At 69.6% G+C, this 17,556-nt stretch carries 22 protein-coding genes; 13 read left to right on the forward strand and 9 right to left on the reverse strand.

Going from position 1 to position 17,556, the window contains the following annotated elements; genetic code table 11:
* Positions 1-1,080: L,D-transpeptidase family protein (locus E4O86_RS13840; protein ID WP_205520881.1), on the forward strand; the 1,080-nt coding region annotated here is incomplete at its 5' end.
* A gap of 50 nt (positions 1,081-1,130) precedes the next feature.
* On the opposite strand, the gene E4O86_RS13845 is transcribed toward E4O86_RS13840, so the two are convergent.
* Positions 1,131-1,541 (reverse strand): hypothetical protein, encoded by a 411-nt coding sequence (locus tag E4O86_RS13845; protein ID WP_161141141.1) that lies wholly within the window; start codon positions 1,539-1,541, stop codon positions 1,131-1,133.
* A 135-nt stretch (positions 1,542-1,676) separates the two neighbouring features.
* On the opposite strand from E4O86_RS13845, the gene E4O86_RS13850 reads away from it, so the two are divergent.
* Positions 1,677-2,174: a GFA family protein gene (locus E4O86_RS13850; RefSeq protein WP_161141142.1), complete on the forward strand. Its 498-nt coding sequence runs from the start codon at positions 1,677-1,679 to the stop codon at positions 2,172-2,174.
* Positions 2,175-2,190: 16 nt separating this feature from the next.
* Here the strand turns inward: E4O86_RS13850 and E4O86_RS24040 are convergent, their stop codons facing one another.
* From E4O86_RS24040 to E4O86_RS13865, 3 genes are all read right to left on the reverse strand, one after another.
* Positions 2,191-2,793 carry a cell wall hydrolase gene (locus E4O86_RS24040; protein ID WP_425500128.1) on the reverse strand — a complete coding sequence of 201 codons (603 nt, stop codon included), beginning with the start codon at positions 2,791-2,793 and terminating at the stop codon, positions 2,191-2,193.
* Between the two features lie 236 nt (positions 2,794-3,029).
* Positions 3,030-3,257 carry a hypothetical protein gene (locus tag E4O86_RS13860; RefSeq protein ID WP_161141143.1) on the reverse strand — a complete coding sequence of 76 codons (228 nt, stop codon included), beginning with the start codon at positions 3,255-3,257 and terminating at the stop codon, positions 3,030-3,032.
* 16 nt (positions 3,258-3,273) lie between these two features.
* Complete coding sequence (locus tag E4O86_RS13865) at positions 3,274-4,635, reverse strand: SAM-dependent methyltransferase (RefSeq protein WP_161141144.1); 1,362 nt, start codon at positions 4,633-4,635, stop codon at positions 3,274-3,276.
* Between the two features lie 122 nt (positions 4,636-4,757).
* Between E4O86_RS13865 and E4O86_RS13870 the strand changes: the two genes are divergently transcribed.
* Entirely contained in the window at positions 4,758-5,282 is a 525-nt protein-coding gene (locus E4O86_RS13870; RefSeq protein WP_161141145.1) for a DUF421 domain-containing protein, read from the forward strand.
* Positions 5,283-5,350: 68 nt separating this feature from the next.
* Entirely contained in the window at positions 5,351-5,953 is a 603-nt protein-coding gene (locus E4O86_RS13875) for a formyltransferase family protein (protein ID WP_161141146.1), read from the forward strand.
* Between the two features lie 62 nt (positions 5,954-6,015).
* Here the strand turns inward: E4O86_RS13875 and E4O86_RS13880 are convergent, their stop codons facing one another.
* Entirely contained in the window at positions 6,016-7,221 is a 1,206-nt protein-coding gene (locus E4O86_RS13880; protein WP_161141173.1) for a lytic murein transglycosylase, read from the reverse strand.
* A 117-nt stretch (positions 7,222-7,338) separates the two neighbouring features.
* Between E4O86_RS13880 and E4O86_RS13885 the strand changes: the two genes are divergently transcribed.
* The 3 genes from E4O86_RS13885 (at position 7,339) to E4O86_RS13895 (ending at position 8,776) form a co-directional block, all read left to right on the forward strand.
* Positions 7,339-7,578 (forward strand): KTSC domain-containing protein, encoded by a 240-nt coding sequence (locus E4O86_RS13885; RefSeq protein ID WP_161141147.1) that lies wholly within the window; start codon positions 7,339-7,341, stop codon positions 7,576-7,578.
* Positions 7,579-7,665: 87 nt separating this feature from the next.
* The gene (locus E4O86_RS13890; RefSeq protein WP_161141148.1) at positions 7,666-8,235 is read left to right on the forward strand and encodes a hypothetical protein; all 570 of its coding nucleotides are present in this window, start codon (positions 7,666-7,668) and stop codon (positions 8,233-8,235) included.
* A gap of 295 nt (positions 8,236-8,530) precedes the next feature.
* On the forward strand, positions 8,531-8,776 hold the full coding sequence (locus E4O86_RS13895) for a hypothetical protein (protein WP_161141149.1): 246 nt from the start codon (positions 8,531-8,533) through the stop codon (positions 8,774-8,776).
* 49 nt (positions 8,777-8,825) lie between these two features.
* Here E4O86_RS13895 and msrA read toward each other — a convergent pair whose 3' ends face one another.
* Positions 8,826-9,431, reverse strand: a complete 606-nt coding sequence (gene msrA, locus E4O86_RS13900) for a peptide-methionine (S)-S-oxide reductase MsrA (protein ID WP_161141150.1) — start codon at positions 9,429-9,431, stop codon at positions 8,826-8,828.
* Between the two features lie 107 nt (positions 9,432-9,538).
* The gene (locus E4O86_RS13905) at positions 9,539-9,838 is read right to left on the reverse strand and encodes a DUF2218 domain-containing protein (protein WP_161141151.1); all 300 of its coding nucleotides are present in this window, start codon (positions 9,836-9,838) and stop codon (positions 9,539-9,541) included.
* A gap of 44 nt (positions 9,839-9,882) precedes the next feature.
* Between E4O86_RS13905 and E4O86_RS13910 the strand changes: the two genes are divergently transcribed.
* From E4O86_RS13910 to E4O86_RS13925, 4 genes are all read left to right on the forward strand, one after another.
* On the forward strand, positions 9,883-10,395 hold the full coding sequence (locus E4O86_RS13910) for a GNAT family N-acetyltransferase (RefSeq protein ID WP_161141152.1): 513 nt from the start codon (positions 9,883-9,885) through the stop codon (positions 10,393-10,395).
* 586 nt (positions 10,396-10,981) lie between these two features.
* Positions 10,982-11,530 carry a TadE/TadG family type IV pilus assembly protein gene (locus E4O86_RS13915; protein ID WP_161141153.1) on the forward strand — a complete coding sequence of 183 codons (549 nt, stop codon included), beginning with the start codon at positions 10,982-10,984 and terminating at the stop codon, positions 11,528-11,530.
* A gap of 6 nt (positions 11,531-11,536) precedes the next feature.
* Positions 11,537-12,103, forward strand: coding sequence for a TadE/TadG family type IV pilus assembly protein (locus E4O86_RS13920; RefSeq protein WP_161141154.1), 567 nt, complete (start codon positions 11,537-11,539; stop codon positions 12,101-12,103).
* Positions 12,104-12,159: 56 nt separating this feature from the next.
* Positions 12,160-13,476, forward strand: coding sequence for a pilus assembly protein TadG-related protein (locus tag E4O86_RS13925; RefSeq protein WP_343039162.1), 1,317 nt, complete (start codon positions 12,160-12,162; stop codon positions 13,474-13,476).
* A gap of 10 nt (positions 13,477-13,486) precedes the next feature.
* On the opposite strand, the gene pdxH is transcribed toward E4O86_RS13925, so the two are convergent.
* On the reverse strand, positions 13,487-14,122 hold the full coding sequence (gene pdxH, locus E4O86_RS13930; protein ID WP_161141156.1) for a pyridoxamine 5'-phosphate oxidase: 636 nt from the start codon (positions 14,120-14,122) through the stop codon (positions 13,487-13,489).
* Between the two features lie 13 nt (positions 14,123-14,135).
* Here pdxH and E4O86_RS13935 point away from each other — a divergent pair, with 13 nt between their 5' ends.
* Both E4O86_RS13935 and E4O86_RS13940 read left to right on the forward strand, forming a co-directional pair.
* Positions 14,136-14,618 carry an RT0821/Lpp0805 family surface protein gene (locus E4O86_RS13935; protein WP_161141157.1) on the forward strand — a complete coding sequence of 161 codons (483 nt, stop codon included), beginning with the start codon at positions 14,136-14,138 and terminating at the stop codon, positions 14,616-14,618.
* 72 nt (positions 14,619-14,690) lie between these two features.
* Positions 14,691-15,713 carry a DnaJ C-terminal domain-containing protein gene (locus E4O86_RS13940; protein ID WP_161141158.1) on the forward strand — a complete coding sequence of 341 codons (1,023 nt, stop codon included), beginning with the start codon at positions 14,691-14,693 and terminating at the stop codon, positions 15,711-15,713.
* Positions 15,714-15,721: 8 nt separating this feature from the next.
* Here the strand turns inward: E4O86_RS13940 and E4O86_RS13945 are convergent, their stop codons facing one another.
* Entirely contained in the window at positions 15,722-17,515 is a 1,794-nt protein-coding gene (locus E4O86_RS13945) for an acyl-CoA dehydrogenase family protein (RefSeq protein WP_161141159.1), read from the reverse strand.
* Between the last annotated feature and the right edge of the window lie 41 nt (positions 17,516-17,556).

Consider the following 17,556-nt stretch of genomic DNA (forward strand, 5'->3'; position numbering starts at 1 on the left):
CCCGCCCTTCCCCCGGCGCCCGAATCCGGGCCCGCAGCAGGCCCGCCCGGCTTGCAGGCCGCCCCGCCCGCGACGGTTCCGCCCGCGGCTCCCGCTTTGCCGACCGGACCGGCCCTGCAGCAGCAGGCGGCGCCCGCGGCGCCCCCCCGGCTGGAGACCCTCGCCCCCGAGACGGTGAACGCGGCGACCTACCGCGAGCATGCCGAGCAGGACCGCGGGGCGAGCGCGCTGATCCTCAAGGCGCAGGTCCTGCTCGACCGCGCCAATTCCTCGCCCGGAGTGATCGACGGCATCTACGGCGACAACGTCGCCAAGGCCATCGCCGCCTACGAGACGGTGCTCGGATTGCCGGTCGACGGCAGGCTCGACCCGGAGGTCTGGACGGCGCTCGGCGGCGATCACGCCCGTCCCGTGCTGGTGCCCTACACGATCACGCCGGAAGATGTGGCCGGCCCGTTCACGCCGTCGATCCCGGGCGACTTCGCGCAGGCCGCCAAGCTCGACCAGATGGGCTTCACCGGTCCGCTCGAAATGTTCGGGGAGCGCTTCCACATGGACGTGAAGCTTCTGAAGGCGCTCAATCCGAATGCCGACTTCTCCCGGGCGGGCGAGACCATCATCGTTGCCGACACGCAGGGACGCGGCCTGCCCGGCACGAAGGTCGTCCGCATCGAGGCGGACAAGGCGCGGCGACAGATCCGGGCCTATGACGACCAGGATTGGCTCGTCGTCGCCTATCCGGCCACCATCGGCAGCTCGGACAATCCGAGCCCGAGCGGGACGCACACGGTCGACGCGATCGCGCCGAACCCGGTCTACTACTACAATCCGAAGAACTTCCTGCAGGGATCCAACACGAAACCCCTGCAGCTCCCGCCCGGACCGAACAATCCGGTCGGCACGATGTGGATCGACCTCTCGGAGCCGAGCTACGGCATCCACGGCACGCCCGAGCCGTCGCGGATCGACAAGACCAATTCGCACGGCTGCATCCGGCTGACGAACTGGGATGCGGAGGAACTCTCGAAGCTCGTCATCCCGAAGACGACGACCGTCACCTTCATCGATCCGGCGGGATAGCCCGCCGGACGGCATTCGGCTCCGCGCCGGAGGGCCGGGTTCCGGCCGGCTCAGATCGCCTTGGCGAAGCGTGTCCGCGTGTCCGACCGCTGCCGGCTCCAGGCGCGGGCGACGACCGCCAGGAACAGGACCATGGAAGCGAGCGTCAGCAGCGTCCCGGGGATGATGGCGAGATCGAGGCTCGCATTGCCGGTGACCGCGCCGACAATGCCGACCGGCAGGAACACGCCGCCGAGAAGGGCGCAGACGAAATGCGCCTCGCCGAGCATCGACCCCGCGGAGATCTCGTCGCCGCGATAATAGAGGCCGAACAGGAAGAAGGTCGTCCAGCCCACGAGGTTGATGTGGGCGTGGACCGGCGCGAATGTGAAATCGTGCGTGGAGCCCATGTAGGTTCCGAGGCTCATGCCGGCGATCGCGAAGAGAATGCCGGCGAGAAAGAAGCGATAGGCGAGCGACATGTGCGAAGTTCCCCCGATGAAGGCCGTGCTCCGGCCCGGTCAGGCTTGGCTAGCAGCACATGGTTCCGGGCTCATGTCGTGCGATCCGCCGATCGTTTCCGGATGGTTTCGTGGCGCTGCCGAGGAGAGATACGGATGCCGATGAAGCTCGAAGGTTCGTGCCGCTGCGGCTGCGTGCGCTTCTCGCTCGAGAGCCATACGCCGGTGCCCTACCAGCGCTGCTACTGCTCGATCTGTCGGAAGCAGGCGGGTGGCGGCGGCTACGCCATCAACCTCGGAGGCCTGTTCCGCACGCTCGAGATCGAGGGTGAGCGGCATCTCGGCCTCTACCGCGCCGCGATCCTGGACGAGGAGCATCCCGTCTGCGAGATCTCGACGGGCGAACGCCGGTTCTGCCGCGAATGCGGCGCCGCGCTCTGGCTCTACGACCCGACCTGGCCCGACCTCGTCCATCCCTTCGCCAGCGCCATCGACACGGACCTGCCCCTCCCGCCGGCCAGGGTCCATCTCATGCTGAAATACAGGGCGAACTGGGCGGAACCCGAGATCCGCCCGGGCGACGAAAGCTTCGACCTCTATCCCGAACTCTCGCTCGCCGACTGGCACAGGAAGCACGGCGTCTACGTCGCCTGAAGACGGCCGCCGGCGGTCAGCCGCCGTTGAGCGCGATGAGCTGCGCGATGGAGTCTCCCTGCTGCCCCACCGCGAGCTGCGGCTGCCTGACGGGAGCGGCCTGCGCGAAGACGGTCGGCGGCGCCGTCCGGCGCGGCTCCGGCACCGGCGCGCGGATCGGCGCCGGCTCCGGCCTCGGCGAGGCGCTCGCCACCGCGAACACGACCTCGCGGGTCGGCTTCACCTGGCGCATCGCCACTTCGGTCTGCGTGACGTTGCGCTCGCCCGGACGCGGCGTCCGCTTCTCGTAGAAGGCGTTGCCGCCTGCGATCACCTGGTAGTTCATGTTCTTGTACGGGAACTTGTAGCCGGCGGTATGGAAGAACATGACGTTCGGCTTCACGTGGGGATGCCGTGCGCCGCGCAGCACGGCCTTCGCCACGCGCTCGGCGCGCGGCTTGCCGCTGTCGGTCATCGGCCTGGAGAGCACGCCGGGCGCAAACTGGTTCTTCTGTCCGACCACTCCGCAGACGGTGTTCGGGAATTTCGGCGACTTCACCCGATTCATGACGACCGTCCCGACGGCCAGCATGCCGTCGTCGCTCGACCGGTTCGATTCGAAGTACATGACGCGGGCCATGCATTCCCGCTCGCTCAGGCGGGTCGGCCTGTGCGCGCAGGCACCGAGCCCGGCGAGAACCGCAAGCATGAGCAGAAAAGCGGCGGGACGGGGAAATCCAGGTACGCGCATACGAGACCCTGCCTGGCGATGGAGAGTGCTCCCTCAATCGGGCTCTAGCGCGCAAGTTGGTAAAAAAAGGTTTCTCTGCCGCATTTTAGCGACAGGTGTTCACGAGCGGCGCCCGGCCGTCGGCTTCAGCGGTAGGGAAGCGGATCCTCCGGCCCGGTCGGCGTCTCCTCGGACGCCTCCACCCCCTCCAGCGCGCGCTGGAAGCGGACGAAATCCTCGTCCTCGACCACGTCCCGGACGCGCCGCAGAGCCTCCTCGGCCGACAGCCCGCCGGCGACAAGCTGCTCCCGCAGGATCGCCTGGACATCCCGCACGGCCCGTTCGAGCCGGATCACTGCGCTCATCGGATCCATGCCTCGTCTCCTCCGCTCAAACCGTTTCCGCGCGCTCGGGTTCGACTGCCGCCGGCGCGCCGATCTCGTCGCGATAGAGGTCCGCGCGCGAGAAGGGCAGGCCGGAGGGACCCGGCTGGCGCTTCGACGCGAGCGTCTGGAAGACGAAGGTGGTGTTGCGCTCGAAGGCGAGCGCGAAGAGCGAGAAGTAGAGCAGCCACAGCCGCGTCTTCGCCGCCCCGATCTCGGCCTCGGCCGCGGCGCGGTTCTCGGCGAGCCGCGCCGTCCAGTGCTCCAGCGTCTTCTGGAAGTGCTCCCGCCAGCCTTCCACGTCGTGCACCTCGAAGGCATGGCGCTCCAGGTTGGTGACCGTGAGGCCGATATAATCGAGCTCGCCGCCGGGAAAGATGAAGCGGGTGATGACCTTCTGGTAGGGCGTGGGCTTGCGGAACGCCTTGAGATCGAAGGTCGGCCGGCGCGTGCTCGCCTGGTGGAGGTAGAGACCGCGGGGGCGGAGCAGCCGGTGCATCTGCCGGAAGTGGGCGTCATGGTTGTCGAGCCCGGTATGCTCGAACATCTCGATCTGGGCGATCTTGTCGAAGCCCTCCGGCTCGTCGATCGTCCGGTAGTCGCGGATCTCGACCTTCACCCGGTCGGCGAGCCCGAGCCGCGCGATCTTGGCCTGGGCGTAGTCGTACTGCTCCTGCGAGAGCGTGACGCCGTAGGCCGTGGCGCCGTATTTCCGCGCCGCGTGGCAGACGAGCCCGCCCCAGCCGCAGCCGATGTCGAGCAGCCGGTCGCCGGGCGCCAGCCGGAGCTTCCGGCAGATCATGTCGAGCTTCGCCTGCTGCGCCTCGGCGAGGCTCATGTCGGGCCGCGCGAAATAGGCGGAGGAATAGACCATCTCCGGATCGAGGAAGAGCGCGTAGAACGCATTGGAGACGTCGTAGTGGAAGCGGATCAGCTCCTCGTCGTCGCGGCCCTTGCCGAATCGCGTCGGCACCCTGGCGCGGTAGCCCTCCGGACCCGCCTCGCCGCGGCCGGCGACCAGGAAGGGCCAGAGCTTCTTCAGGACCAGCCGGCGGTCGAGGGTCTTCGCCAGCCGCAGGACCTTCAGATGGTCCCAGCGGCGGGCCGCCTCGAGCGGGGTGCCGCCCTCGACGTCGACGGCGCCGACCGCGTAGAGCTCGAATACGGTCATCAGCCTCGGCGAGAGCATGAGCCGGCGGATCGCCGCCGGCGTCCGCACGTTGAGCGTGATGTCGCTGCGTGCGCCCGGCCCGAGCGGAACGATGGAGCCGTCCCAGAGCTTGACCGAAAGGTCGGCCTGAAGGTGCTCGGCCGCGTGCGCGATGATCGAGCGCGCAGCGGAAGCCTGCCATTGCCCCAGACCCGCCATGTCGTGCCGCCCCGCCTCCAAGCTATCCCGACCGGCTTCGCACAGGCGCTCGCTCCTAGGCAAGCGCCGCCGCGAACGGGTCGGCACGCCGGCCGTCCACTCGCAACGCAAGGAAACCGCTCATGCTCTTCGACAGCTGGTCCGGAATCGGACGCGTGCTTCTCGTCGGCACGCTCGCCTATGTCGCGCTCGTCGCCCTGCTCCGGATCTCGGGCAAGCGCACGCTTTCCAAGATGAACGCCTTCGATCTCGTGGTGACCGTCGCGCTCGGCTCCACGCTCGCGACCGTCCTCCTCTCCAAGAGCGTCGCGCTTGCGGAGGGGCTCGCGGCCTTCGCGGTCCTGATCCTGCTCCAATACCTGGTGGCCCGGCTGTCGGTGCGCTCGCGCGCGTTCAGCGCGCTCGTCAAGTCGGAGCCGCGCCTGCTCCTCTCGGACGGACGCTACCTCGAAGGCGCCATGCGGGAGGAACGGGTCGTGCAGGAGGAGGTGCTCGCCGCCATCCGGTCGAGCGGCTTCTCCGATCCCGGCGAGGTGGCCGCCGTCGTGCTCGAGACCGACGGCAGTTTCAGCGTGATCGGCGGCGGCAGCGGCGGGCGTGAGCGAGCGATACGGAATCTCGACACCGGCCCCTCGGAACGGGCATAGCGGCGCCGCGCCGGCTTGGATCGCCGCCAGGATCGGCTAAGGTCGGCCGGAGGCGACAAGGGGATCCAATGGAAATCGCACTGCTCGGATCGCGCTGGTTCGGCGCGCAGATGCTCGAACGCCTGATGGCCCGTGGGCACGATCTCCACGTGGTCGCGCCGACGGAGGACGATCGGCTGGCGGCGAGTGCCCGGTCTGCCGGCGTGTCGGTCACCGTCGCGCACAATCCGAGGCGGATCCGGCCCGAGGAAATCCCGGGCGACGTCGATCTCATCGTGGGCGCGCATCTGCACGCCTTCACGCCGGAGGAGGTGCGCCGGAAGGCACGCATCGCGGCAATCGGCTATCATCCGTCGCTGCTGCCGCGCCACCGCGGCATCGCGGCCGTGGAATGGACCATCAAGCTCGGCGACCCGATCGCCGGCGGATCGGTCTACCACATGTCGGACGAGATGGACGCCGGCGCCATCGCCGCGCAGGACTGGTGCTTCGTCTATCCGGGCGAGGATGCGGGCGAGCTGTGGCGACGCGCGCTCGCGCCGATGGGCCTCAGGCTGCTGGCCGAGGTCGTGGATTTCGTGGCCGCCCACGGCTATTGCGAGGCGCGCCCCCAGGACGAACGGGCGATCACCTATGCGCCGGCCATCAAGGACGAGACCGTCGGCGCCTGAGGCCGGCTCTCCGTCGCTGCGCGGGACGTTGCGCGGGACGCTCCCGGCGCGGTTCCGGCGCGCTACCGCGCCCGCAGCCGCGCGAGGAGCTCCGCCGTCGGGTAGCCGTCGGCGGGAAGTCCGAGCGCGAGCTGCGCCCGCCTGACGCCGGCGCGGGTCGCCTCTCCGAGCCGGCCGTCGGCTGCGCCGGCGTCGTAGCCCGATCGGTTGAGGATGGTCTGGAGCGCCGCAAGCTCGCGCGGCGGGAGCGGCTGCGGGGGAGCGCCGCGGCGCATCGGCGGCGCGCCTGCGAGCCGGGTGGCGAAATAGGCCGCCGTCAGCGTGTAGTTGGACGACTGGTTCCAGGCCCAGTAGACGTCGAAATTCCGGTAGGCGAGAAAGGCCGGGCCGGTCCTGCCCATCGGCAGGAGGATGGCCGCCGGCGGGCCGCCCGGGTCGATCCGGCCGCCATCGGCCGCCGTCACGCCGGCGCGGAGCCAATCGGCAACCGGCCGCTTGTTGGCGAGATAGGCCTCCTGCCAGGCAAAGCCGGCCGGCAGCCGCACTTCGCGGAGCCAGGGTTCGCCCGGCCGCCAGCCGAGCTCCCGCACGAGCCGCGCCGCCGATCCGAGCACGTCCGGCACGCTCCGCACGAGGTCGCGCCGGCCGTCCCCGTCGAAGTCGACCGCGAGGCGGAGATAATGCGACGGCAGGAACTGGAACTGGCCGAGCTCGCCGGCCCAGGCGCCGCGCATCTCGTCCGGCGCGAGGTCGCCTGCCGACAGGATCCGCAGCGCCGCCATCAGTTCGCCCCGGAAGAGCTCCGGCCGGCGGCAATCGTAGCCGAGGGTCGCCAGCGAGACGAGCGTGGGAAACTTGCCGATATTGGCCCCGAAATCCGTCTCGAGGCCCCAGAAGGCAGCGACGACCGGCCCCGGCACGCCGAAGGTCCGCTCCGCCTTCTCGAACACCGCCGCATGCTTGCCGAGCACGGCCCGCCCGGCACGCAGCCGGCCCGCGGTGACCATCCGGTCGGCATATTGCAGGAAGCTCGCCGAAAGGCTCGGCTGTCCGCGATCATGCGCCAGGATGCCGGGATCGAACCGGACATTGTCGAGCGCGGCGAGCGCGGTGGCGGAGGCGCCCGCGCGCGCGGCCTCGGCACGCACGGACGCGATCCAGGCCTCGAAACTCTGCCCCTTGCGGCAGGCGAGGTCGGCGCTTGCGGGGTGGGTGAGCGCGAAAGAGAGCGCCGCGCCGACCAGAGCCGCGATCGTTGCCCGAATCATCCCCGCCACGCTGAGCTCCTCCCCGCCTCTTCGAATCGGCCGCGGCATGCTGACTCACCCGGCAATCGCGCCGGAACGGTGCGATATCAAGGCGGATTCACCGGCGAGGAGATTGCCATGCCGCGGGTCAGCTCCAGCGCGATCGACCGCCTCTTCTACGACGACGCCACGCACGACCTCGTCATCGTGTTCCGCGGCACCGGCGCCTATCTCTATCGCGGCGTCCCGCAGCGGATCTATGCCGGCCTGCTGGCCTCGGATTCGAAAGGGCGCTTCTTCAACGAGCGGATCCGGGACAGATATCCCTGCGAGCGGCTCGGCACGCATCGTGCGAAGCGGATCGCCGCAGACATTTGACGCCGCGGGTCACACGCGCCGTAGCTCCGCTTGGACCTTCGGGCGCTGCCGCGCTAGGTTCGCACCGGACCTGGACCCGGACGATCGATGAACGGCACGCTCGCTGAGGCGCTCGACTACCTTGCCCGGCCCGACGGCGCGCTTCGGGACGATCTCGACGGGCTGGACCAGGTCGCGCGCGGGCTCCAGGCGGCGATCCGCATGGAGCGCGACCGGGGCGCGATCCTCGCCTTTGCGGAAGCGAGCGCCGTGCTCTCGGCCCTGCTGCGCCGCGGCGCGGAAGTCGGCGCCGACCAGGAGGCGCCCGCACGCTTCGAACAGGCGATCGCGATCGCCGTCAACGCGCGCACGGCGGTCCAGGAGGAGGTCCTCCGGGTCGGCTTCAGCGACATGAACACCGCCGCCTATACGCGCCTCGCACATGAGGGCGGGCTCGCCGCGCTCCGCTGGGCGGAACGCGAGGCGGGCCCGCGCAAGCCCGAGCTCCTCGGTCAGGCGCTCGACCTGCTGGAGAGGGCCGTCGGCGGCTACGAGCAGCTCGATCGCCTGCCGGAGCGCCAGGCCGCCTTCGAGCAATATTGGCGCGCGCGCGAGCTCCTCGGCGGCATCGCCCCCGAAGGATCGCAGCCGGGTCCGGACGAGCCGCGCGAAGGCTGACCCGGTCCGGACGCTCGTCGCCCGCAACCGGGCTGGCGGCGGAACGGCTCCGCGGAGCGGACGTTGACCCGACGGAGCATCGAGCCGAGCGCTGAACGAGGAACCTCGCGCGTCCGGCCTGACGTCTCCCCCATCCGGCCGCCCCTCCACCGGACCGCTGAGCGCATGCCTTCGAAGCGGAAAGAGGACGGTCCGCCGTCCGGCCGGCCCGGTGCCTCCGCGAAGCCCGGCGGCACGCCGGGTGCGCCGGCGACCGGAAGCGGCGGCCACTGACGCGAATCCACGGGAGAAGACCATGGCGAATGCGAGCCACAGGGGCATGGGCACGAAGAAGGGCACCGAGTTCGTCGGCGACACCAGCCCCGAGGCGCTCGACCAGGACGACCTGGCGAGCGACATCCACGGCCGGAACAGCCTCCAGGGCAACGATCAGAGCCGGGTCCACAACGAGCGCGAAGCGGTCGCGGATTCCAAGCGGGAGACAGAGGGGCTGATCGAGAGCTTCGAGCGGGCCGACCCAAAGAAGCGCGCGCCGCGCTGACGGCAGGCCGCGCAAATCGTTCCGGCGCGGTTGCCGCGCCGGCTCAGGCTCAGGAGGCGTGCGCCTTGCCCCAGAGCTCCTCCAGGCGCTGCGCACGTCCGCAATTGTACTTGTAGAACTTGTACTTGAGCGCGTTCTTCAGATAGAAATCCTGGTGATAGTCCTCCGCCGGCCAGAATGCCTTGACCGGCAGGATCCGGGTGGCGACCGAACGCCCGAACTTCTGCTCGACCTTCTTCTTCGAGGCTTCCGCGGCGTTCCGCTCGGCGTCGTCGGCGGTAAAGATCACGCTCAGATACTGGTGCCCCTTGTCGCAGAACTGGCCCCGCGAATCGAACGGGTCGACGTTCCGCCAGAAGGCGTCGAGAAGCTGCTGGTAGCTCACGCGCGACGGGTCGTACTCAACCTTCACCGCCTCGAAGTGCCCGGTAGCGCCGGCGGACACCTGCTGATAGCTCGGACGTTCCACGTCGCCTCCGGAATAGCCGGAGGTCGTGGAGATCACGCCCGGCACCTCGTCGAACGCCTGTTCCATGCACCAGAAGCAGCCGCCGGCGAAGATGGCCGTCCTGGCCGGCGCGGCAGCGAAACCGGTCAGCGGCGCAAGCACCAGGGCAGCGACGAAGGCAAGCGAAAACAGGGCGCGACGGGGCATGGCGGATCCTCCTCGCCCAGAGCTAAGCGGGACGGCGGAAGCTGCCAAGCCGCTTCGCGGGAATGTGACGCGGCGAAAGGAACCGTGATCCGCTCGGCCCCGGGCCTTCACGTGCCGCGCAGGCCGCGCGTCCAGGCGAGCGGCGGCGCTTCCGGGGCGACGGCGCGGACCGCTTCGGATATGGCGGCTTCGAGCCGCTCGACGGATGCATCGTCCTCGGCGACGAGACCGATGACCAGAGCGTCCGGCGCGGCATCGAGGATGCAGCTGCCCCAGGGGAACTCGAGGCGGCCGTTCTTGTCCGCAAAGCCTGTCGTCTCGCGCCCGGAAAAGCGCTCCTCGAGCGCGGCGATGTAACGGTCAGGGTCGGTCGTCGGGACGAGCGCCTGCGAGGTCGAATGGCTCATGGTCTCTCCTTGTGTCGCTCGCCGGCATAACGCATGGCAGGAGCATGAGTTGTGAAGCGGACTGGCGGCCGATGCGCGCGGGCGACCTCGATGCCGTGATGGCGATTGCGGCGCGCGTCCACCCGGCCTTTCCGGAGGCCCGCGCGGTCTTCGAGGAGCGGCTGCGCCTCGCGCCGGCGGGTTGCTGGATCGCCGAGGGCGACGATGCCCTCGGCTACCTCGTCAGCCATCCCTGGCTGAGCGGCACCCCGCCCAAGCTCGACACGTGCCTCGGGGCGATCCCGTCCGACCCGGACTGCTGGTACGTGCACGACCTCGCCCTTCTGCCATGCGCGCGCGGCTCGGGCCTCGGCCGGGCGATCATGGAGCGATTGAAGCGGATCGCGACCGAGGCGGGCCTCCCGGCGCTCGAACTCGTCTCCGTCTCGGGTTCCGGGCCGTTCTGGCAACGCCTCGGCTTCGAGGTCGCGCCGGCCGACCCCGCAGCCTTGGCCTCCTACGGCAGCGATGCCAGGCTCATGCGGCTGTCCCTGCGCGATCCGGGTGTTGCAGGTTAACCACTGCGGCCGAAAGATGGTTCGCTGCCTCAGTTTTTGTCACTCTGCCCTCTTCCCATGCAGTGCAAACGTTTGTTAAAGGAACCATTAAACAATTGTGTCTATTGGAGGACGCGAGGGTTTCCGCGCAAGCGGTCCAAGATCTGGCGGGCGGCGTGGGAAGCAGACACGCAGGTCCTGACGCGGTGGGCATAGAACCCTAGGCCTTTCGGACGGTGCCGCATAAGTCCGATGCCGGAGTAGCGCCCGGCCTCGCCGGATTGAACTTCGAGCCGCAGTCCGGTCTTCGGCTCGATACATCGAGGGGGGCACGCATGGACCACTCTCTGTCGCGCGCAAGCCGCCTGTTGCGGATGCGCGACGATCGGGGTCGTCCTCTCGGACCCCATCACGCCCCGGCGCGCGCCCAGGTTGCCGTGCGCGGGCTTTGCAGGCTTTTCGCTAAAAGCTGAACCACTCTTTAGCGGATGGCGTAAGCCTCTGTAGGCAGGCTTCATATTAAGGCGTTTCCTGAACAGCGGCCGGCTCCCATTTGAGCCGCCGAGGGACAGGCAACGTGAACGAGACAGGCATTCGCAGCCGTAAATTGCGGGCTGCATCGGACGAAGGCGGCGCGACGACGCTCGAATTCGCCCTGATCGCGCCGGCGCTCCTGCTTCTCGTGATGGCCATCTCGGAAGCCGGCATGATGCTGACCGCCCAGTTTCTCATGGAAGGGGCGCTCCAGAGCTCCTCGCGCGTGGGAAAGACGGGCTACGCCGATTCCGGCACGACCCGGGAGGAGACGATCCGGGCGGAACTCGACCGCTTCGCCGACGTCCTGATCGATCCCGCGCAGGTGCAGATCTCAAGCTATTCCTACGAGGATTTCAGCTCGATCGGCGAGCCTGAACCCTTCATCGACGCGAACGGAAACGGTCGGCGCGACGACGGCGAGAACTTCACGGACCTGAACGGAAACGGTCATTACGACCTCGACCGCGGCACGGCCGGATACGGCGGATCGAAGGCCGTCGTCGTCTATACCGCCACCTATCCCTGGCGTTTCGTGACGCCGATCATCTCCTGGCTCGGCGGAAGCGACGGCACGGTGGAGCTGACGGCCCGGGCGGCGGTGAAGAACGAGCCCTACTGAACCGCCATGCGCGCCTGCACTCGCCTTCTCCGATTCGCTGCGGACCGCTCCGGCGTCGCCGCAATCGAGTTCGGGCTGGCCGCTCCGGTGATGATTCTCCTGTTCCTCGGCGGGTTCGACATGTGCCGCTATCTGCTCGCCAACTTCAAGGCGGACCGGGTCGCGTTCTCGGTGGCCGACATCGTCACGCAGTACAAGATGGTCACCAGCACGGAAGTGGCGGACGCCTTCCAGGCCGCGGCCGAGATCATGGACCCGTTCGAGTTCGCCTCCGACGGGGTGGTCATCATGTCCTCCGTCTACCGCAAGGACAGCTGGAGCACTCCGGTCATCCGCTGGCAGTGCACCGGGGGCGGGACCCTCCAGCACCAGAGCGCCCTCGGGGCGGCGGGCGACTACGCGACCCTGCCTCCGAACGTGACGCTCGGCGCGCGCGAGAACCTCCTCATCGCGGAGGTCTTCTACGACTACCACCCCCTCTTCAGCGGCGTGATTCCCCAGGAGGTCCAAGTCTACAAGACCGCCATCTTCCGCCCCCGGCTCGGCACGCTGACCTCGGCACCGGGATGCTGACGGCGAGGCGGCGCGGAGGGCACGTGCGGAGGCTGCGCCGTTGCGAAAGCGGCGCGGTGACGCCAGCCATCGCCCTCATGTTCGTCGTGCTCGCCGCGCTGATCGGCCTCGCCATCGATACCGGCCGCGCGCATCTCGTCAAATCCAAGCTGCACTATTCGCTGGATGCCGCCGGGCTCGCCGTCGGAGCGAAGCTCGATTCCACCGACCTCGACGCCGAGGTGACGGAGTTCGTCGCGACGAACTTCCCGACCGGCTATGTCGGGGCGACCGTGACCGACGTCACGCCCGTCCTGAGCGCGGACAAGAGCGTGCTCACGATCACCGCGACGGCGACCGTGCCGACCACCTTCATGAAGCTCGTCGGCATCGAAGAGGTCTCGGTGGCGGCCGAATCCGAGATCACCCGGACGACCACCGGGCTCGAGCTCGTGATGGTGCTCGACAATACCGGGTCGATGTCGAGCCAGATGTCGAACCTGAAGGGCGCGGCCAAGGAGCTCGTCAACATCCTCTATGGCGGCGCGAACACGGTCGATGACCTCTATGTCGGCCTCGTGCCGTTCTCGCAGGCCGTGAATGTCGGATCGGCGCGGACGGGCTGGATCGACGCGGCGCACAAGGATTCGCTCAACTGGGGACCGAGCGGCTCGAGCTGGGCGGGGTGCGTCGAGGCGCGCGGCGGCGGCCGCGACGTCACGGACGATCCCCCCTCCGCCGAGCTCTTCCGCGTCTACTATTCCCCCGATTCCAGCAACAACGACTGGATCAGGAGCGACGGCACCTACCGAACGCCGCTCGGCACAGGCACCCGCGGCCCGAACGTCTACTGCCCGGCCACGGTGACCCCGATGACGCGCCAGAAGTCGACCATCGTCGGCGCGATCGACGCCATGCAGGCGGTCGGCGGCACCCACGTCAATGTCGGCGCCGTCTGGGGCTGGCGGATGCTGTCGCCGCGCTGGCGCGGCCTCTGGGGCGGCGACATGGGCACGTACAATCTCCCGCTCGACTACAATACCGAGCTCATGGAGAAGGCGGCCGTCATCATGACCGACGGCGCGAACACCGTCTACGACAACATCTATTCGGCCTACGGTTTCCTCAGCGAAGGGCGCCTCGGCACAACCAGCATCTCCGCCGGCGAGGACGAGCTCGACACCCGCCTGCTTTCCGTCTGCACGGCCATGAAGAACGCCGGCATCCTCGTCTACACGATCGCCTTCAACAATCCGGGCGCCACGATCCAGACCATGATGCAGAAATGCGCGACGCAGCCGGACTTCTACTTCAACTCGCCGACGGCGAGCGATCTCTCGACCGCCTTCCGCACCATCGGCGATGCGCTCTCCAACCTCCGCGTCAGCCGGTGAGCCGGACCGCTCACGGATAGAGCCGCTCCCGGTGCCAGCCCGCCGCCCCCTCGCGGCGGAACCGGATGCGGTCGTGAAGCCGGAAGGCGCCGTCCCGCCAGAACTCGATGGAATCCGGCGCGATGCGGAAGCCCGACCAGAAGTCCGGGCGCGGGATCGTGCCGATTCCGAACCGCGCGGTGTACTGCGCGACAGCCTTCTCGAGCGCGAAGCGGCTCTCGAGCGGCTCCGACTGCCGGCTCGCCCAGGCGCCGATCCGGCTCGCCCGCGGCCGGCTCGCGAAGTAGGAATCCGCCTCGGCGGGATCGACGGGATCGACCGGGCCGCGCACGCGCACCTGGCGGCGGAGCGATTTCCAGTGGAAACAGAGTGCCGCCTTCGGGTTGGCGGCGAGTTCCCGCCCCTTCTGGCTGCCGAGATTTGTATAGAAGACGAATCCCGCGCGATCGAAATCCTTCAGGAGGACCATGCGGACATCAGGCAGCCCGTCCGCGTCCACGGTCGCGAGCGCCATGGCGTTCGGATCGTTCGGCTCGCTCTCGGTCGCATCTGCAAGCCACTCCGCAAAAAGGGAAAACGGCTCGTCGGCATCCCAGAAGTCACGCTTCGTTAACTGTTCCGCGGCAGCTTCGGCCTGATCGGACATTGTGAGCTGTCCCGTGCGAATTTCTGCCCGGCATCCCTACACCAGCGCATACCCCGCCCGCCAGTTCCCGCGTGCCGCGGCGCTTGCGACCGCCGTCGCGCTCTCCGGCTGCACACCCTTCTCGATGAAGATCGCAGGCGGCGCGCCCGCCGCAGCGCCGGTCGCGACCGGGTCGGTCGAGCCTTCCGTGGCGCTGCCGGGTCCGCTGCCGCCGTCGCTCGATCAGTCCGACGCCGCCGCGATCGGCCGCACCGCGCTCGAGGCCGCGGCTTCGCAGAACGGAACCGGCGAGTGGACGAATGCGCGGACCGGCTCCTCGGGCAAGCTCGCCCTCCTGCCCGACACGGCGGCGGGCGGCGCGGGCGCCTGCCGCAGCTTCGGCACGACCGTCACGAGCATCGGCGGGGTCCACCGTTACTCGGGGACGATCTGCCGCGATCCCGCCGGCAGCCCGGCGCTCACCGCAATCACGCTGATGACCGAGGAAGCCGGCTGACCGCCCTGGCATTGCGCGGCCGGACATTCCATATCATTGCGCGGTTCAGCAGTTTTATCGGATGACCTGCAGATGCGCGATCCCTACGAGGTGCTAGGCGTCGAACGCTCCGCGAGCGAGAGCGAGATCAAGCGCGCCTTCCGCAAGCTCGCGAAGCAGTACCATCCCGACCGCGCGGGCGACAATCCTGCGGCCAAGGCGAAGTTCGCCGAGATCAACACGGCCTACGAGATCGTCGGCGACAAGGAGAAGCGCGGCCAGTTCGATCGCGGCGAGATCGGGGCAGACGGCAAGCCGCGCTTCCAGGGCTTCCAGGGCCATGCCGGCGCCCAAGGCGGCTTCGAGAACGTCGATCCGAGCAGCTTCGCCGACGTGTTCTCGAGCTTCGGCTTCGGCGCCCGCGGCGGCGGGCCCGGCGGCCCGGGCGGCGCGAGGACGTTCCGCTTCTCGACCGGGCCGGGCGGACGGCGCTTCGAGGCCGGCGGCGCCGGCGATGCGGACGACATCCTGCGCGATCTCTTCACCGGCGGAGCCGGCCGCGCCGGCCCGCGCCCGCAGCCGCAGCGCGGCACCGACGTGCGCGCCGACGTGGCCGTCACGCTCGAGGACGTGGCACATGGCCGCCGTCCGAAGGTGACGCTGCCGACCGGCAAGACCGTCGCACTGACGCTTCCGAACGGCGTCGTCGACGGCCAGGTGATCCGCCTGGCGGGACAGGGCAATCCGTCGGTGACCGGCGGCGAGCCCGGCGATGCGCTGGTGACCGTGCGGTTCGTCCCGCATCCGCTCTTCCGCGCCGAGGGCGTCGATCTCCGGATCGACGTCCCGATCAGCCTCGACGAAGCGGTTCTCGGCGCCAAGATCCAGGTTCCGACCCTTTCCGGCAAGGTTCAGGTCACCGTCCCGCCCGGCGCCAGCGGCGGCCGCGCGCTGCGGCTGAAGGGGAAGGGCCTGCCCGGCCCGCATGGCCACGGGGATCTGCTCGTCGCGCTCCGGATCACCCTGCCGGAAGGCGTCGACGGCGAGCTGGAGGCGCTGATGCGCCGCTGGCGCGAGGAGAGCCGGCCGAGCCCGCGCGGCGCCGCCTTCGACTGACGGGGGCGTCAGCCGGCGAGGAGTTCCGGCGGCGCCTCGGTGAGGCTTTCCGCCCCCTCCACGATCGCGACCCGGAGCGCGGCCGTTTCCGGCAGATGGCGGTCGGCATGGAAGCGCGCGATCGCCATCCGCAACCGCTCGGCGTCGCCTCCGGCGTCCGAGAGGAGCGCGGCGCGGGCGAGATAGGCGCCGCCCGCGGCAAGGCCGAAGAGGCGCAGATAGGGCGTCGCGCCGGCGAGAACGCCCGCAATGTCGCCCTTCGCCAGACCCGCGAGGAGGTGCTCCGTCGCGACCGAAAGATCCTCGAGCGAGGCCGCGAGGCGGTCGGCGATCCGGGCCATTCCGGCGCGGTTCGAGGCCCGCGCCTCCGCCGCCGTCTCCGCGAGTTCCCGCAGATAGGCGCGGATGGTCTCGCCGCCCGCCGCCGGCAGCTTGCGCGTGGCGAGATCGATCGCCTGGATGCCGTTCGTTCCCTCGTAGATCGGCGCGATCCGCGAATCCCGGTAGAGCCGGGCGGCGCCGGTCTCCTCGATATAGCCCATGCCGCCGTGGACCTGCACCCCGAGCGAGGCGACCTCCACGCCGGCATCCGTCGAGAACGCCTTCGCCACGGGGGTCAGGAGGTTCGCCCGCTCGCGCCAGGACGCCCGCGCCCCGGGGTCCGGCTCGAGCCGGCCGCGGTCGATGGCGACCGCGCAGGCATAGCAGATGGCCCGGCTGGCGGCGGTGAGGCTCCGCATCGAAAGGAGCATCCGCCGGACGTCGGGATGGGCGATGATCGGGCTCATGCCCGCCTCCGGTTGCCCCGGCGCCCGGCCCTGGCGGCGTTCCACGGCATAGGCGGTCGCCTGCTGGAGCGCGCGTTCGGCGACGCCGACGCCTTCGATCCCGACCGCGAGCCGCGCGCTGTTCATCATCGTGAACATGCAGTTGAGGCCGCGATTCTCCTCGCCGACCAGCCAGCCGACCGCGCCCTTCTCTCCGCCCGCGTGACCCCCGCCATAGATCATCGTGCAGGTCGGCGAGGCGTGCAGGCCCATCTTCTCCTCGATGCCGGCGCAGAAGACGTCGTTGCGAACGCCCGGCGCGCCGTCCGCGTCCGGCAGGAATTTCGGCACGAGGAACATCGAGATGCCCTTCGTGCCGGGCGGCGCGCCCGGCAGCCGCGCCAGCACGAGATGGACGATGTTCCCGGCCATGTCGTGCTCGCCATAGGTGATGAAGATCTTCTGGCCGAAGATGCGGTAGCTGCCGTCGGCGGCCCGCTCGGCCCGCGTGGCGAGCGCGCCGAGATCGGAGCCCGCCTGCGGCTCCGTCAGGTTCATGGTTCCGGTCCATTCGCCGGAGGCGAGCTTCGGAGCGTAGAGCCGCCTCAGCTCCTCGCTCGCATGCGCCTCGAGCGCCTCGACGGCGGCGAGCGTCAGGGTCGGGCCGACACCATAGGCCATCGAGGCGGCGTTCCACATCTCCTGCACCGCGACGGAAACGCAGGCCGGCAGGCCCTGGCCGCCCAGTTCCGGCGGCGCGGTGAGGCTCGCCCAGCCGGCTTCGCGCCAGCGGCGGTAGACCTCCTTCCAGCCCGGCGGCATCGTGACGGCGCCCCCGGCCCAGCTCGCGCCCACGCGGTCCCCGACGGCCGCGACCGGCGCGAGCACCTCGGCGGCGAAGCGCCCCGCCTCATCGAGCACGGCCCGGAGCGTGGCCTCGTCGAGATCGCCGAAGAGCCCGTCCCGCAGGGGCGCCGAGGCGCCCGCGACCCGCTCCAGCGTGAACACGATCTCGGATACCGGCGCCCTGTACATCGCGGCCTCTCTCCCGGATTGCCGCCCTACCATCCGGCCCG

The organism is Propylenella binzhouense (genome assembly GCF_009866965.1).
In the GTDB taxonomy this organism is placed as follows: domain Bacteria; phylum Pseudomonadota; class Alphaproteobacteria; order Rhizobiales; family Afifellaceae; genus Propylenella; species Propylenella binzhouense.

What these genes read in the sequence shown, in the direction of transcription:
- E4O86_RS13845 (WP_161141141.1), bottom strand. Translation starts at nt 1,541, where the DNA reads ATGTCGCTCGCCTATCGCTTCTTTCTCGCCGGCATTCTCTTCGCGATC.
- E4O86_RS13850 (WP_161141142.1), top strand. Translation starts at nt 1,677, where the DNA reads ATGCCGATGAAGCTCGAAGGTTCGTGCCGCTGCGGCTGCGTGCGCTTC.
- E4O86_RS24040 (WP_425500128.1), bottom strand. Translation starts at nt 2,793, where the DNA reads ATGGCCCGCGTCATGTACTTCGAATCGAACCGGTCGAGCGACGACGGC.
- E4O86_RS13860 (WP_161141143.1), bottom strand. Translation starts at nt 3,257, where the DNA reads ATGGATCCGATGAGCGCAGTGATCCGGCTCGAACGGGCCGTGCGGGAT.
- E4O86_RS13865 (WP_161141144.1), bottom strand. Translation starts at nt 4,635, where the DNA reads ATGGCGGGTCTGGGGCAATGGCAGGCTTCCGCTGCGCGCTCGATCATC.
- E4O86_RS13870 (WP_161141145.1), top strand. Translation starts at nt 4,758, where the DNA reads ATGCTCTTCGACAGCTGGTCCGGAATCGGACGCGTGCTTCTCGTCGGC.
- E4O86_RS13875 (WP_161141146.1), top strand. Translation starts at nt 5,351, where the DNA reads ATGGAAATCGCACTGCTCGGATCGCGCTGGTTCGGCGCGCAGATGCTC.
- E4O86_RS13880 (WP_161141173.1), bottom strand. Translation starts at nt 7,221, where the DNA reads ATGATTCGGGCAACGATCGCGGCTCTGGTCGGCGCGGCGCTCTCTTTC.
- E4O86_RS13885 (WP_161141147.1), top strand. Translation starts at nt 7,339, where the DNA reads ATGCCGCGGGTCAGCTCCAGCGCGATCGACCGCCTCTTCTACGACGAC.
- E4O86_RS13890 (WP_161141148.1), top strand. Translation starts at nt 7,666, where the DNA reads ATGAACGGCACGCTCGCTGAGGCGCTCGACTACCTTGCCCGGCCCGAC.
- E4O86_RS13895 (WP_161141149.1), top strand. Translation starts at nt 8,531, where the DNA reads ATGGCGAATGCGAGCCACAGGGGCATGGGCACGAAGAAGGGCACCGAG.
- msrA (WP_161141150.1), bottom strand. Translation starts at nt 9,431, where the DNA reads ATGCCCCGTCGCGCCCTGTTTTCGCTTGCCTTCGTCGCTGCCCTGGTG.
- E4O86_RS13905 (WP_161141151.1), bottom strand. Translation starts at nt 9,838, where the DNA reads ATGAGCCATTCGACCTCGCAGGCGCTCGTCCCGACGACCGACCCTGAC.
- E4O86_RS13910 (WP_161141152.1), top strand. Translation starts at nt 9,883, where the DNA reads ATGAGTTGTGAAGCGGACTGGCGGCCGATGCGCGCGGGCGACCTCGAT.
- E4O86_RS13920 (WP_161141154.1), top strand. Translation starts at nt 11,537, where the DNA reads ATGCGCGCCTGCACTCGCCTTCTCCGATTCGCTGCGGACCGCTCCGGC.
- pdxH (WP_161141156.1), bottom strand. Translation starts at nt 14,122, where the DNA reads ATGTCCGATCAGGCCGAAGCTGCCGCGGAACAGTTAACGAAGCGTGAC.
- E4O86_RS13940 (WP_161141158.1), top strand. Translation starts at nt 14,691, where the DNA reads ATGCGCGATCCCTACGAGGTGCTAGGCGTCGAACGCTCCGCGAGCGAG.
- E4O86_RS13945 (WP_161141159.1), bottom strand. Translation starts at nt 17,515, where the DNA reads ATGTACAGGGCGCCGGTATCCGAGATCGTGTTCACGCTGGAGCGGGTC.